The sequence below is a fragment of the Planktothrix sp. PLAVEN19ND genome (assembly GCF_057220675.1).
In genome coordinates this window covers 2,654,248-2,667,011 of record NZ_CM170132.1, presented here as the reverse complement: position 1 = coordinate 2,667,011, position 12,764 = coordinate 2,654,248, and the positions used below count along the sequence as shown (strand labels likewise).

The 12,764-nt window shown below is 44.1% G+C and carries 13 protein-coding genes; 5 read left to right on the top strand and 8 right to left on the bottom strand.

The annotated features are described in order from the left end of the window. The first annotated feature begins 103 nt into the window (after nucleotides 1-103). Together AC2D3N_RS11630 and AC2D3N_RS11625 are read left to right on the top strand one after the other, a co-directional pair. A complete protein-coding gene (locus AC2D3N_RS11630) occupies nucleotides 104-979 on the top strand; it encodes an ABC transporter permease (RefSeq protein WP_484693651.1) in 876 nt (291 codons plus the stop codon). A 158-nt stretch (nucleotides 980-1,137) separates the two neighbouring features. Next, nucleotides 1,138-1,512, top strand: coding sequence for a hypothetical protein (locus AC2D3N_RS11625; protein WP_079677738.1), 375 nt, complete (start codon nucleotides 1,138-1,140; stop codon nucleotides 1,510-1,512). A 98-nt stretch (nucleotides 1,513-1,610) separates the two neighbouring features. On the opposite strand, the gene cobD is transcribed toward AC2D3N_RS11625, so the two are convergent. From cobD to pilM, 6 genes are all read right to left on the bottom strand, one after another. After that, on the bottom strand, nucleotides 1,611-2,723 hold the full coding sequence (gene cobD / locus AC2D3N_RS11620) for a threonine-phosphate decarboxylase CobD (protein WP_079677737.1): 1,113 nt from the start codon (nucleotides 2,721-2,723) through the stop codon (nucleotides 1,611-1,613). A 9-nt stretch (nucleotides 2,724-2,732) separates the two neighbouring features. After that, nucleotides 2,733-3,038, bottom strand: a complete 306-nt coding sequence (locus AC2D3N_RS11615) for an HU family DNA-binding protein (RefSeq protein WP_026795206.1) — start codon at nucleotides 3,036-3,038, stop codon at nucleotides 2,733-2,735. Nucleotides 3,039-3,268: 230 nt separating this feature from the next. Further along, nucleotides 3,269-5,614 (bottom strand): AMIN domain-containing protein, encoded by a 2,346-nt coding sequence (locus AC2D3N_RS11610; protein WP_484693650.1) that lies wholly within the window; start codon nucleotides 5,612-5,614, stop codon nucleotides 3,269-3,271. A gap of 122 nt (nucleotides 5,615-5,736) precedes the next feature. After that, a complete protein-coding gene (locus AC2D3N_RS11605; RefSeq protein ID WP_484693649.1) occupies nucleotides 5,737-6,516 on the bottom strand; it encodes a pilus assembly protein PilO in 780 nt (259 codons plus the stop codon). Then, a complete protein-coding gene (locus AC2D3N_RS11600) occupies nucleotides 6,513-7,361 on the bottom strand; it encodes a PilN domain-containing protein (protein ID WP_079677734.1) in 849 nt (282 codons plus the stop codon). Before AC2D3N_RS11600 ends, AC2D3N_RS11605 begins: the two co-directional genes overlap by 4 nt. Nucleotides 7,362-7,405: 44 nt before the next feature. After that, nucleotides 7,406-8,497 carry a type IV pilus biogenesis protein PilM gene (pilM, locus tag AC2D3N_RS11595; RefSeq protein ID WP_079677733.1) on the bottom strand — a complete coding sequence of 364 codons (1,092 nt, stop codon included), beginning with the start codon at nucleotides 8,495-8,497 and terminating at the stop codon, nucleotides 7,406-7,408. A 186-nt stretch (nucleotides 8,498-8,683) separates the two neighbouring features. On the opposite strand from pilM, the gene AC2D3N_RS11590 reads away from it, so the two are divergent. Continuing rightward, nucleotides 8,684-9,991 (top strand): ABC transporter substrate-binding protein, encoded by a 1,308-nt coding sequence (locus AC2D3N_RS11590; RefSeq protein WP_484693754.1) that lies wholly within the window; start codon nucleotides 8,684-8,686, stop codon nucleotides 9,989-9,991. Between the two features lie 404 nt (nucleotides 9,992-10,395). Beyond that, nucleotides 10,396-11,280 (top strand): PhzF family phenazine biosynthesis protein, encoded by an 885-nt coding sequence (locus AC2D3N_RS11585; RefSeq protein WP_484693753.1) that lies wholly within the window; start codon nucleotides 10,396-10,398, stop codon nucleotides 11,278-11,280. 2 nt (nucleotides 11,281-11,282) lie between these two features. Here AC2D3N_RS11585 and AC2D3N_RS11580 read toward each other — a convergent pair whose 3' ends face one another. Continuing rightward, nucleotides 11,283-11,723, bottom strand: a complete 441-nt coding sequence (locus AC2D3N_RS11580) for a hypothetical protein (RefSeq protein WP_234996626.1) — start codon at nucleotides 11,721-11,723, stop codon at nucleotides 11,283-11,285. Nucleotides 11,724-11,773: 50 nt separating this feature from the next. Here AC2D3N_RS11580 and petN point away from each other — a divergent pair, with 50 nt between their 5' ends. Next, on the top strand, nucleotides 11,774-11,863 hold the full coding sequence (petN, locus tag AC2D3N_RS11575) for a cytochrome b6-f complex subunit PetN (protein WP_071782645.1): 90 nt from the start codon (nucleotides 11,774-11,776) through the stop codon (nucleotides 11,861-11,863). Between the two features lie 65 nt (nucleotides 11,864-11,928). Here petN and AC2D3N_RS11570 read toward each other — a convergent pair whose 3' ends face one another. Further along, on the bottom strand, nucleotides 11,929-12,669 hold the full coding sequence (locus AC2D3N_RS11570) for a Uma2 family endonuclease (RefSeq protein ID WP_484693648.1): 741 nt from the start codon (nucleotides 12,667-12,669) through the stop codon (nucleotides 11,929-11,931). Nucleotides 12,670-12,764 lie beyond the last annotated feature (95 nt).

Here is a 12,764-nt window from a genome sequence, read left to right as displayed (position 1 = left end):
AACAATCGTAGGGGCGGGTTCGCGTTAACCTTTGATATCAACAAACAATCTACCAAAACCCGCCCTTATTTCTATATCATTAACAGCCAAAACCTCAAAAACCATGAGTAGTTCAACAACCTCTGTTAAAATTTTAACCTCGAATCAAACGGTTGATCAGCAACCGAATTTAGTGGGGGAATTTCTCCAAGAAACCCTAGCCTTAACCCGTCGGTTATTTATTCAATTACAACGCCGTCCTTCTACCTTAATTGCCGGGATTATTCAACCGTTAATGTGGTTAGTTTTATTTGGAGCTTTATTTCAAAATGCCCCTAAAGGATTATTTGGTGGAACCCTGAATTATGCTCAATTTTTAGGGGCGGGAGTGATTGTTTTCACTGCCTTTGCCGGGGCTTTAAATGCCGGATTACCGATTATGTTTGACCGAGAATTTGGCTTCCTAAATCGGTTATTAGTCGCCCCTTTAGTCTCTCGGTTTTCGATTGTTTTAGCCTCGGCAATTTATATCGTGACCTTGAGTTTAATTCAAACCTCGGTTATTATTGCCGCCGGAGCCGTTTTAGGGGCAGGATTACCCGGAATTGCCGGATTAAGTATCATTACCCTAATTGTGTTTCTCTTAGTTTTGGGAGTAACGGGATTAAGTCTGGGATTAGCTTTTGCCTTGCCCGGTCATATTGAATTAATTGCAGTAATTTTTGTAACCAATTTACCCCTTTTATTTGCTAGTACCGCCCTGGCTCCTTTATCTTTTATGCCCCATTGGTTACAGGTGGTGGTTTGTCTAAATCCACTAAGTTATGCGATTGAACCTATTCGTTATTTATACCTCCATCAAGATTGGGCGTTCAATAGTGTGGTCATGGAAGCCCCCTTTGCTACGATTACTTTTGGCGGTGCCTTGTTGGTATTAATAGGGTTTGCAACGGTGGCTTTATTATCGATTCAGCCTTTATTAAAGCGTCGTTTTGCCTAAACAAACCCATCAATTTTATAAAATTTTTCTGCCTATTAATCCCCCCAACCCTTCATCAATGTTAGGGGGGAATATTTATGTTAAATTTTCAGAAAAATAGCTACAATTATAGAAATCTAAGTTTTTATAGTTATTTTTGAAATTGTGAGGTTGTGATCATGCAATTTAAAGCCTTAAAATCGGTTCTGGGAATCTGCTCCTCTGCTGTTGTGGCCGTCGGGATGGGAGTTTGTGGGTTCACTTCCACCAGTCTAGCTCAATCCACTTCCGCTACCCCTTTACAACAATTTCAACGTTCTGATAACCCAGACCCCCTGAGTGGTGAAAATAGTGGGAGAACAATGTTAGATATTATTCATAATTCTCGGTTGGGGGGATTTAATGTTGATTATGAAGCAGTAGGAAATAAACAGCGCCAAAATATTCAAGATGCGGCGACTCAATTTCGGGAAAAACAACGCTTACTCCTCCAAGAACCTGAAGTTACCGAAGCTTTGACTAACCCTACTAACCCTGTAGAGGTTAAACCATAAATCAGTTATCAGTTGTAGGGGCGGGTTCATCGAGATGCGCGGTGATTAACAAAGATCTAAAAGAACCCGCCCCTACCAGTTATCAGTGTAAGAGTCAATTAATTGACGAATAAATCACCATTACCCATTACCCATTTTAACGCCTCAATTAACCTTTGATTTTCGGCTTCAGTTCTAATTGCCACTCGGAAATAGCGATCGCCCAAACTGGGAAAACTTAAACAATCTCGAATTAGAATTCGATGTTTTTTTAATAGATTGAATTGTAGTTGAGAAACCGAAAAATTAGATTCTACTAAAATAAAATTAGCGGCACCTGGATAGGGTTTTAATCCCGATATATTAGCTAAATTATGATATAATTGGGGACGGGATTCTTCTAACCAATTCCAGGTTTGTTGTTGAAATTTATCATCTTGTAAAACAGCAATTCCCGCCGCCACCGCCAAACTATTCACCGGCCAAGGATCGCGCCACCGTTGCCATTTTTTTAAGCGTTGGGGATGGGCGATCGCATATCCTAAACGCAGTCCGGGTAAACTATAGAATTTGGTTAGCGATCGCAAAATCACTAAATTTTCGTATTCCTTAACCCAAGATACTAAACTTTGCTGTTGAGTGGGCAGTAAAAAATCCATAAATGCCTCATCCACCACCACCAGAGCAAACTGTTTTAAGGATTCCAATAACATCTGGGAAGCAAACAGTTTTCCGGTGGGATTATGGGGATTATTTAATAATAACCCCGAGTTAGAACTCAAGGGTTGAGGCATAGAGAAATCCCACCCACCAGAAGCCATCGAAAGCGGACATTCGATCACATTCCCCTCAAAAGCCTGGAGTGAGCGCCCATAGTCCCCAAAGGCAGGAGTCAGTAAATAGGTCGCATCTAATGCTGCCAGTTCCCGTCCTGCCCAGGTGAGTAACTCTGCCGCCCCATTGCCGGGTAAAATCCAATCTGCCCCTAGGAAGTTCGATCCGGTTTCGCGGTTGATCTGAGTGGCGATCACTTGCCTCAACTGTCCATAATCAGGATTAGGATAGGCTTTTAAATCCCTCAAATGGTCTTGAATTGCCGCCAGAGCCGACGCAGGCGGCCCCCAAGGATTAATACTGGCGGAAAAATCCAGAATATCCAAGGGAGAGCAGTCGGCCACGGTCGCAGCCCAAATCAAGTTTCCGCCATGACGGGGTGAATGGGTTGCTTCCACGCCTAGAAATTAGTCCTCATCACTGTCTGGCTCTGCTTTGGTATTAGCCACTTTTTCCTTGAATAATTTACCCGATGAAAAAGCCGGGACTTTGGTGGCTGGAATTTCCATTTTTTCCCCAGTTTTCGGGTTACGACCCTCCCGGGCTTTGCGTTCGCGGGACTCAAAGGAACCAAAGCCAACCAGTGTCACTTTGTCGTCATTGGAAACTGCTTCCATGATGGTTTCTAAAGCTGCCGTTAACACCGCATCAGCTTGTTTTTTGGTTACACTGGCCCGTTCTGCTACGGCGTCCACTAATTCACCTTTGTTCATTTGAGTTTTTACTCCTTAAAATTGGCATGAAGCAATCAATAGTATAGCTGTTGGCTGTTAACTGATAAGAACGAAGTGACCAATCATTGTCAACTTAAAGCGATCAGTAAGCTAGAAATTTGAGTTGAAATTAGGTTTTGCCCCTCCTAGCCCCCTGTTGGTAAGAAGTTGTAGGGGCGGGGTCTTCCCGCCCAACTCTTAAGGGGGGCAAAAAGGTCTGTATTACTGATTTATCGTTTTTGCATCATCCGTAAGGCATCGGGACTGGCGTTATATTGATAACCGTAGGGAGCGCGATCGCTGTCATCCAATATTTGAGGCGTGACCAACACAATCACTTCCGCCCGTGAATTCTGCTTATTGGTTCTGCGGAATAGGGAGCCCACAATGGGTAAATCCCCCAATAATGGAATTTTGCTCACTGTAGCCCGTTCCTGTTCCTGGATAATCCCCGATAAAATCAAGGTTTGGCCATCGCGCAAACGAATTAAACCCGATTCGACCGTCCGGCTGAGAATTTGACGGGCAAAATCACCCCCACCAGCATCGACTTGATCTCCGGGGGCACTCACAGTCGGGTTAATTCGCAGGGAAACAAAGCCATTATCATCAATCCGTTCCACGTTAACATCCAGGGTTAAACCCACATTTTGAAAGGTAAAGTCTTTGCTATCCCTTGTGCCGGAAACCGTGTCTACAAATGTTGTTGTGACTGATTTAACAATTTCTTCAACTAAAGCCACTTTTGCGGTTTCACCCTCCTGAACCACTAAGGTCGGATCGGTGAGAATCTTAGCATTACCACTGATAATTTGAGCGGTTAAAGTGGATAAGAACTTGCGGGGATACTGGAAGAAGGGAAAAACGCTATTCGTAACTGTACCTAAAGCTGTCACCGCTCCAGTTGCTAAATCTCGGGTGTAAGGGTCATACGCAGAAATCCCGATTTGACCCGGACGGGAAGTTACGGGTGCTATTGGGTCTAAACCAACGCCCCCTCCGGGTGCTGTTAAAGGAGTTGTAGACAATGCGTTAGGATTATAAAAAGGGCTCTGACTATCTAAAAGTTGACCATCGCTGGTTCGGTTCCGAATAATCGGTCGGGCATTAATCCCACTGGTTGCGGTTGTCCCACTGGGGGGATTATATCCACCAAAATTAACCGATGCGGCACCCCCATCATTCACAAAGAAGGTGTCGTTAACCCCAAAGGAGAAACTGCTACTGGCGGCTTCTTCTCCACTTAAATTAACGTCAACGACTTTAACGTTAACGGCGACTTGACGCTGACGTAAATCCATCTGTGTCAACATCGCCACGGCGGTTTCTACTAGGTGCGCCTGGCCAACGAGGGTGATAGAATTGAGTCGGTCATCGGTAGAGATGGATAATCCTTTGAGCACTAGGGGACTGCCGGACTCTTTGGCCGATAATTCTGTAATTGTTGGTGTTCTAGTCTCAACATATCTGGAATTAATCCCGGTTCCCACCTGCTCAATCCGAACTTGCTCGACCTGAACTTGAGTTGCTGCTCCTTGACTACTCAAAAAACCGGCCGCGGTTTTGGCAGGAACCTGATTCAGTCTGAGGCTGCGAACGACAATATCATTAGCAGTGGTAGGCAGTTTCACCCCGACAAAAATCGTATTCCCGACACGATTAGCCTGTAATCCACTTAAACGTAAAACATAGTTGAAAACATCTTCAACGGATTCATTTTCAATATCTAAGGATATCTTTCGCCCTAGGATTTGGTTTTGTTCCTTCTCATCATTGGGTGCTCTGAACTCACCATTGGAGTCATCTTTGATTAAATTACTGATTGCTAAATTCAGTCCAGCAGTTCTCGCTAATAATGCTAAGACATCACTCACCGGGGCATCTCGTAATACTAAGCGGGGAATCCGTTGATTGGTATTGAGTCGAATCGTTGGGACTCCGGCGTTAATATTAGAAACGGCTATATCACCCAAGGGTGGGGCAACAGCCTGGGAGAGGAAAGGAGGAGCCGCATCGGAAGGGCGAATCCCACTCTGGGGAGCATTACGGCCCTCAATGGTAATTTGAGGATCGGGAACTAATACGGGTTGAGGGCTTCTGGCTGGGGGGTTAGAAGCGGTCGGTGGGGGTGCTACTGGGGGAGCTTGATTCGGTACTTGAGCCGCGGCACCCCCAGACGCACCCATACTAATCACAATCCCTTCGTTAGCCCCTTGCATAATTCGGGCTTCGGGGGGACTATTCACCCCACTGACAATCACCCGCACACTGGTAGAATCGAGTTGGGTCACCACCACCGAAGCAATCCCGGGGATAGGATTATTTTGTTGAAAGTTTTGTTTTTGGGCCGGAAGTTGGGTATTGATAATATCGGCTACAAAATCATTGCCCCGTCTGACCACAAAAACTTCCGGTCTTTCTCCACTTTTAGTTACTAATATTAGAGCGACTTCCCCGTTCATTTCCACCAGTCGGATATCCTGGACTTGAGTTTGGGCAAATGCCGGGGTTGGTGCCACAATGGCGATCGCAGCACCAGTTAAAATTCCTGTACCAATTCTTTGAAAATGTTTCACGTTTGCTCCTCAACACAATATCTAAATTTTGGGTGTTAGTTTAACAGCCCACGCTTGAAGGCCTCAACCCATTAATCCCTAATATCCTGATACCTTACAACACCTTGGGCCAGAAGTTCCAACTATTTAGGGGGTTCAGCAGCAGCCGCCGCAGCCGCTTTCACTTCTTCTTGACTCAAGGGGAGTAACACCTGCAACTCAAAACTACTTTTTAGCTGTCGTTGCGGTTGATTTGGAGAGGGAACAAATTTCCCTTGTCGATATTCTCCCTCAATCACTGAAGTTTGATCTCCTAATTGAGATTTTAAGCCTCTGACTACTAACAGAGGTTGTAGTCTTTCTAAGGCTACTAAAAACTGGCGAGTTTGCTCAAAACTGCCTGTTAACTCGACTTCATACCTCCTTCTTCTGAGTTTGCCATTTACCTCTGGCCCCAGGGTACTATCATTAACAATCTCATCCTCTGGTTTTTCGATGGGAATGGGTTTAAACTGATTGAGTTGGGCTCGTTTGCGATCATCAATGATCCCAGCGTTAATTTTATCAATCTGTTCATTAATATCAAATAACAGGGTTTCTAAACTGGCATCATTGGCAAATAAAGCTGTAACTGTAGCTCGACGAGTTTTAGCATCGGCTAATTCTTTTTTAGCCTTATCCTTTTCGCGCAAACGCTGATCTTGTTTCTCAATTTCGTCTTGTTTAGTTTTAATATCTTCCCGCAGAGTTTGTCCTGTGGTTAAGGTGGGAAGCACTAATTTATAAATTAAGAAACCAGCGAGGAGTACACCGAGAACTCCTGCACCAATCCCCATAACTTTTGGCGTTAGGGCAACACCAAAGATAACTGGCCCACTGCCTTCGCCCTCAACATCTTGAATAAATTCATTGGCTACGGTCATTGCTTGATGACTCCTTTTTCCTGAAGGGTTTTAATCCGATTTACCAATCCTAAAGCCCCTTTACTTTGAAGCTCAGGTAACAACTCGGAAGCGGTGGCTCGACTGAGATTTGTTTCAATCGTATATTTGACCACCGATTGTAACTGGGGTTTAAGATTCTCCCCGTCCTTACTAGCAAGTTTAGACACAAGTTGAGTAGGATTGTCTTCTAATTTAGCCGAAATCAATTTGGTTTTTTCCCCATTAAAGAAGGGGGATTGATTCAGTAATAATACAAAGTCATTAATTTGGGTAAAAGAGTTAGCCACTCCTGAAATTTCTAGTTTAGCGGTTGCTGGTTCTGATGCTGGGGGCGGAGCCGCGGCTTGAGCGTCGGCGGGGGCTGCTGCGGGTGTGGCTGCTGCTGCGGGTGCGGCTGCTGCTGGGGCGATTTCGGGTTCGGTTTGTTTAACATCAACAATTCTCACCCCGGCGATCTGCATCAGTTGTCCTAATTCTAGGCTGAGGGCTGACCAGGGTTTAATCTGATTAAATACGGTGGCTAGGGCATCCGCTTCCTGATTGGCTTTAGCAGTTTGGGCATTAATTTGATCTAAGGCTTGTACCTCCGATGTTTTTGTTCCCAAGGTGGCAACCAGGGTATCGAGTTCCCGTTGTAAATCGGCATTTTGTCGATCAAAAACAAACCAAGCTCCACCAATGATGGCATTCAGGGCTAAAGCTGCCCCGACCCCGATTAAAATAGGGGTCTGGTCAACCTTCTCGGTGGTACTCACCTGTCGTCGAACTTCCCGTTCTAATAGATCGGGTCGATCATTCAAAAAGTTGATCTCTAAGTTATACATAATCAGTTGAAGTATTGACGGTTTATGGCCGAGTGATCCCGGATTTAGGTCATTCGCATTCCCAAACCTAATGCCACTCCTAAACTAGCACGTTGTTCTAGGGGAATTTCCCGCTCAAAGGTAAGGGCGAGGGATTCAATCGGGTCAACTTGGGTGGCGGGCATGGCTAACCTTTGCATGAAAAACTCATCGAGTTGTCCAATAGCAGCACCTGGGCCAGTTAATAGTAACTGGGCCATTTCTAAGCCATCACTTTGATTAATATAAAAATCAACGGAACGACGCAGTTCATCGGCTAATTCTGCGAAAACCTTAATGATGGCATTGGTTCCGGGATTCGGATCGTTTAATGCTCCCATTGTATCAGTCACCGGAAGGGTCATAGCCTGTAATTCGCTGACATCCCTCGTTGGAGGTAAATTCATCGCACTGTTTAAGGCACTTTGCACTTGGAATAGGCCAATGGGAATGGTGCGGTTAAACTGGGGAATGCCATCGACCACGATCGCTAATTCTGTACTATCAAATTGAATATCAGCAATAATGGCGGCTTCGGTGGAGGAAAATTGCTCAAGTTGGTGTTTTAGGGTACGAATCAGAGAAAAACTACTCACCTCTAATACCGTTACTTTTAAACCCGCTTGAGCAAAGGTTTCTACATAGGTATCCGTCACTTCTTTGCGGGCTGCGACTAATAAAACCTGTACTTTTTCGATGCCATCCTCATCCACAAACCGCCCTAATTTTTGATAATCGACATCTCCTTCTTCCCGGGGAAAGGGCAGGTACAGTCCCGACTCGGCGTTCATGTAGTCTTTGAGTTCGTCGTCGTTGAGTTCAGCCGGAACCGGAATAATCCGGGTTACGGCTTCCCGTCCGGGGATGGCTGTGCCAACGGTCTTAGCTTTGATATTGTTATCGGTGACGGTTGCCTGAATTAACTCAGCCATGGCTGGGGTATCGACAATTTGACCATCTTGGACAATCCCCTCGGGAACTGGAGTAATCGCTAAGGTGACTAACTTTAATTGGTTGCCTTTTTTCCTCAGTTCGACGAGATTAATTCGTTCCGTGGATAACTCGATGCCAATTCCCGGCTTGCGCTTGGAAAACAGTCCTTTTAATAGACTAACCATATTTTTAGTTTGAGTGATCGATCCGAGTAAACAGGTACAATTATTTTTCCCTATGTTACCCTGTTTTTTTGATCAATACCTGGGATTTTTTGACTGTATAAGTCACCACAAAGACACAAATACACGAAGGAAGATATAAGATGTAGTTTAACAAAATTTATCTGGTTTAGTTAATTTATGAATAAAATGCAACAATTAAAATCTTGGAAACGGTTTGGTTTGTTATTGGTTTTAGGGTTATGTTTAAGTTGGGGAGTTAGTTGTTCCAGCCCTTCTTCTACTTCTCAAAATGGCAAGCAGGAAGTTGAGTTTTGGACAATGCAACTTCAACCACAATTTACGGATTATTTTAATCAATTAATTGCTAATTTTGAAGCGGAAAATCCAGATATTAAGGTGAAGTGGGTTGATATTCCTTGGTCTGCCATGGAAAGTAAGGTGCTGGCGGCGGTAGCGGCGAAAACGGCTGCTGATGTGATTAATTTAAATCCTGATTTTGCTGCCTTACTTGCAGGACGGAATGCCTGGTTAAATTTGAATGAAATGGTTCCTGAAACGGTGCAATCTCAATATTTACCGAATATTTGGCAGGCTAATAAAATTGATGTTTGTCCGAATAATAAATGTGAAACTGTTACCTTTGGGATTCCTTGGTATTTAACAACTCAAATTACCATTTATAATCAACAATTGTTGCAACAGGCGGGAGTCACTCAACCGCCCAAAACCTATAAAGAACTAGCACAAATCGCAGAAAAAGTCAAGGAAAAAACGGGAAAATATGCGTTTTTTGTCTCTTTTGTGCCGGAAGATTCTGCCCAGATTTTACAATCTTTGGTGCAGATGGGAGTGGTATTACTGGACAAAAATGGGAAAGCAGCTTTTAATACTCCCGAGGGAAAAGCTGCTTTTGAATATTGGGTTAATTTATATCAAAAAGACTTACTTCCCAAGGAAGTTTTGACCCAAGGACATCGCCGGGCAATTGAATTATATCAGGCCGGAGAAATAGCTTTATTAGCCTCGGGGCCACAGTTTTTAAAAGCTATTAGTCAAAACGCCCCTACGGTTGCTCAAGTTTCTATTCCCGCTCCTCAAATTACTGGAGATACGAGGAAAACCACGGTGGCGGTCATGAATTTAGTTATGCCCAGATCTACGAATGTTCCTGAACAATCTTTAAAGTTTGCTTTGTTTGTAACTAATAGTACCAATCAACTGGCTTTTGCGAAAGCTGCTAATGTTTTACCTTCAATTCAAGAAGCTCTTAAAGATAGTTATTTTACCACCCTTCCTGCTAATTCAACGGTAGCAGATCAAGCCCGTTTAATTAGTGCAGAAGAACTCAAAAATGCCCAGGTTTTGATTCCCCCGAAAAAAGATATTAAACAGTTGCAAAAAATTATCTATGATAATTTACAAGCGGCAATGTTGAATCAAAAAACGGTTGATCAAGCGATCGCAGATGCGGAAAAGAGTTGGAATGAAAGGTGAAGGGAAGGGGGAGTAGGGGGGGCAGGGGAGGCAGGGGAGGCAGGGGGAGCAGGGGAGGCAGGGGGAGCAGGGGAGGCAGGGGGAGGCAGGGGGAGCAGGGGAGGCAGGGGAGGCAGGGGGAGTAGGGGGGGCAGGGGAGGCAGGGGGAGCAGGGGAGGCAGGGGAGGTAGGGGGGCAGGGGAGCAGGGGGAGGCAGGGGGAGCAGGGGAGGCAGGGGGAGCAGGGGAGGCAGGGGGAGCAGGGGGAGCAGGGGAGGCAGGGGGAGCAGGGGGAGCAGGGGAGGTAAACTATTTCTATTACCCATTACCCATTACTAATCACGGATTTAAGAGGATGACGCAGATTAACACCGATGAAAATCCGTGAAATCCGTGAAATCATCTTCAATCCGCGATCCCTATTCTATGAAATTCTCAATTGTTGATGTTTTTGCCGAAACCCGATACACTGGAAATCCATTAGCGGTGATTTGGGGGGAAGGGGTAGAGCGATTATCTGATCAAGAAATGCTCAAAATTGCCCAAGAAATGAATTATTCAGAAACCACATTTATTAGTGCTTCTGAACCTCAAAATGGTGGTTATCCCGTGCGAATTTTTACCCCCAAAAAGGAATTACCTTTTGCGGGTCATCCTACCTTGGGGACTGCTTATATAATTGCCCAGGAAATAATTAAAACTGATGTTGTTCAGGTGATTTTAAATTTAGCGGTGGGTCAAATTCCGGTGAATTGGAAACCTGAAGACTCAGGAAAAAAAATACTCTGGATGCGACAAAATTCTCCCGAGTTTACTAATAGTTATGATCATAAACTATTAGCCCCTGTTCTTAATTTAGAACCCTGTGATTTTGATACTAACTATCCCATTCAAGAGGTTTCTACCGGGATTCCGTTTATTATTGTTCCGTTAAAAACTCAGTCTGCATTAAGAAAAGCCAAGGTTGATTTGGAACGTTATACTGAGTTGATTAAGATCACAACAGCCCAGGAAATTTTTCTATTTTGTCCTGAAACCCATCATCCCGAAAATCAGTTATGTGCTAGAATGTTTGCACCCGCTTTAGGAATTATAGAAGATCCGGCAACGGGAAGTGCTAATGGTTGTTTGGCTGGATATCTGTCAAATTATCATTATTTTGGTTCCGATCAAGTTAATATTAGGGTAGAACAAGGATATGAAATTGATCGTCCTTCTTTACTTTTATTAAAAGCTGAAAAAATAGGAGATTTAATTCAAGTGGAAGTGGGGGGAAATGTGATCAAAGTTGCAGAAGGAATTTTGGTTTAAGATTAATTAAAAGGTTTGACCCAACCTTTTTGTAACGCCATATCTAAAATCAATCCGGCTATTCCAAATAATAATAAACTTTCTCCCCCAAACCGGGCTATTTGTGCGAGGGAAGTTGGGGTATGGAGTTGAATTTCTAGTCCCGCGAGGGCGCGTACCAGTCCAAAGGCAAAAATACCCCCCAATTTTAACTGGGGGTTATCGTCTCGGCGAATAATATAGCGATAGGTGACTCCAAACAAAAACCCGCTAAACCCGGCTAGAGGGGTCGAAAATAGGAGATTAATGGATGTGTCCCCCAACCAGAGGTTAACCCAACTCAGGACAAGATGGCTTAGTCCCACACAAAAACCTGCCAGAAGACCCCCCTTTAGGGATTCTAACCGTTCGGTAGCCGTAAAATTTGAGGAGGAGTTAGGGTTCATGCGATCGCTCCATTTCAAGTTATGATCTACGGTAGAGTTATTTTGCCACGTTTTTTTAATACATCACTATGGATATTGTGTCACTGGGTTGGGTTTCGCTGTTAGTGCTATTTACTTTTTCGATTTCCATGGTTGTTTGGGCGCGTAACGGATTCTAATAAAGATTGCGGTCAAACCCACAAAAACCTGTAGAGACGTGCCACGGCGCGTCTCTCTGTTTTAATTATTCGGGTAAATCCCCATATTGCTGTCGATAACGTTGCAATATTGCCTCTAGTTCTTCAACTTTTTGCTGTTTCTGTTCTATTTGTTCTGTGGGTGTCGGTATCCAGTTCTGATTTTGATCATACCAACGCAGCCACAATCCCGCAATTTCTTGATAGCATCCCTGCCATAATCCTAAACCCAATTCTAATTCCGGCATCCAAACCCGCGAGTTGGAAACCGTGAGTTCCTGGTAGCGACTAGCACTATTTTGAAAGACCCGAAGTTGATGGGTATAGCGACTAAAAACCACATAATAGGGAATGCGTAAAATCCGTTCATAAACTTCCCATTTGGTCGGTGGTTGATTAATTTCTCGTAGGGTTTGACCTAAATCTTCTGCTTCTGTTCCTGGGGATAATAATTCAACAATTACAAACGGGTTGACTCCCTCTTGCCAAGTCACATAACTCAAGCGTAAATCTTGCTGTTCATACAATCGGGACACCCCAAGGACGGCAAACCAATCGGGACGTTTATACCAATTAAAATGGCGAGGGTCGTAATAGAGATTCAGGTCATTGGCAATAAAAACAGAGTCGGGGGAATAACTCGGGGGAAGGAAAGTTATTCTTAATAATTTGGGTTGTAAATCGTGAAATTCGTCGGGCAAACCGGGTTCCTGCGGGTCTTCACTTTTCAGGTCATACATCGTCGGTAAGACTTCTTTCGGGGAACGTGGGGGGTCGGTTTGGTACATAGCAGACTGAATCAATACCTACAATTTAGTATATCATAATAGATACTTTAAAATACAAAAATAGCTTAAATTAAAGTCTACCCAGTTTTCTTTCC

Bases quoted from the DNA above. Each gene is read 5' to 3' on its own strand.
- AC2D3N_RS11570 (WP_484693648.1), bottom strand. From the start codon at position 12,669: ATGTACCAAACCGACCCCCCACGTTCCCCGAAAGAAGTCTTACCGACG.
- AC2D3N_RS11630 (WP_484693651.1), top strand. From the start codon at position 104: ATGAGTAGTTCAACAACCTCTGTTAAAATTTTAACCTCGAATCAAACG.
- AC2D3N_RS11600 (WP_079677734.1), bottom strand. From the start codon at position 7,361: ATGTATAACTTAGAGATCAACTTTTTGAATGATCGACCCGATCTATTA.
- AC2D3N_RS11585 (WP_484693753.1), top strand. From the start codon at position 10,396: ATGAAATTCTCAATTGTTGATGTTTTTGCCGAAACCCGATACACTGGA.
- AC2D3N_RS11615 (WP_026795206.1), bottom strand. From the start codon at position 3,038: ATGAACAAAGGTGAATTAGTGGACGCCGTAGCAGAACGGGCCAGTGTA.
- AC2D3N_RS11625 (WP_079677738.1), top strand. From the start codon at position 1,138: ATGCAATTTAAAGCCTTAAAATCGGTTCTGGGAATCTGCTCCTCTGCT.
- AC2D3N_RS11590 (WP_484693754.1), top strand. From the start codon at position 8,684: ATGCAACAATTAAAATCTTGGAAACGGTTTGGTTTGTTATTGGTTTTA.
- petN (WP_071782645.1), top strand. From the start codon at position 11,774: ATGGATATTGTGTCACTGGGTTGGGTTTCGCTGTTAGTGCTATTTACT.
- AC2D3N_RS11605 (WP_484693649.1), bottom strand. From the start codon at position 6,516: ATGACCGTAGCCAATGAATTTATTCAAGATGTTGAGGGCGAAGGCAGT.
- pilM (WP_079677733.1), bottom strand. From the start codon at position 8,497: ATGGTTAGTCTATTAAAAGGACTGTTTTCCAAGCGCAAGCCGGGAATT.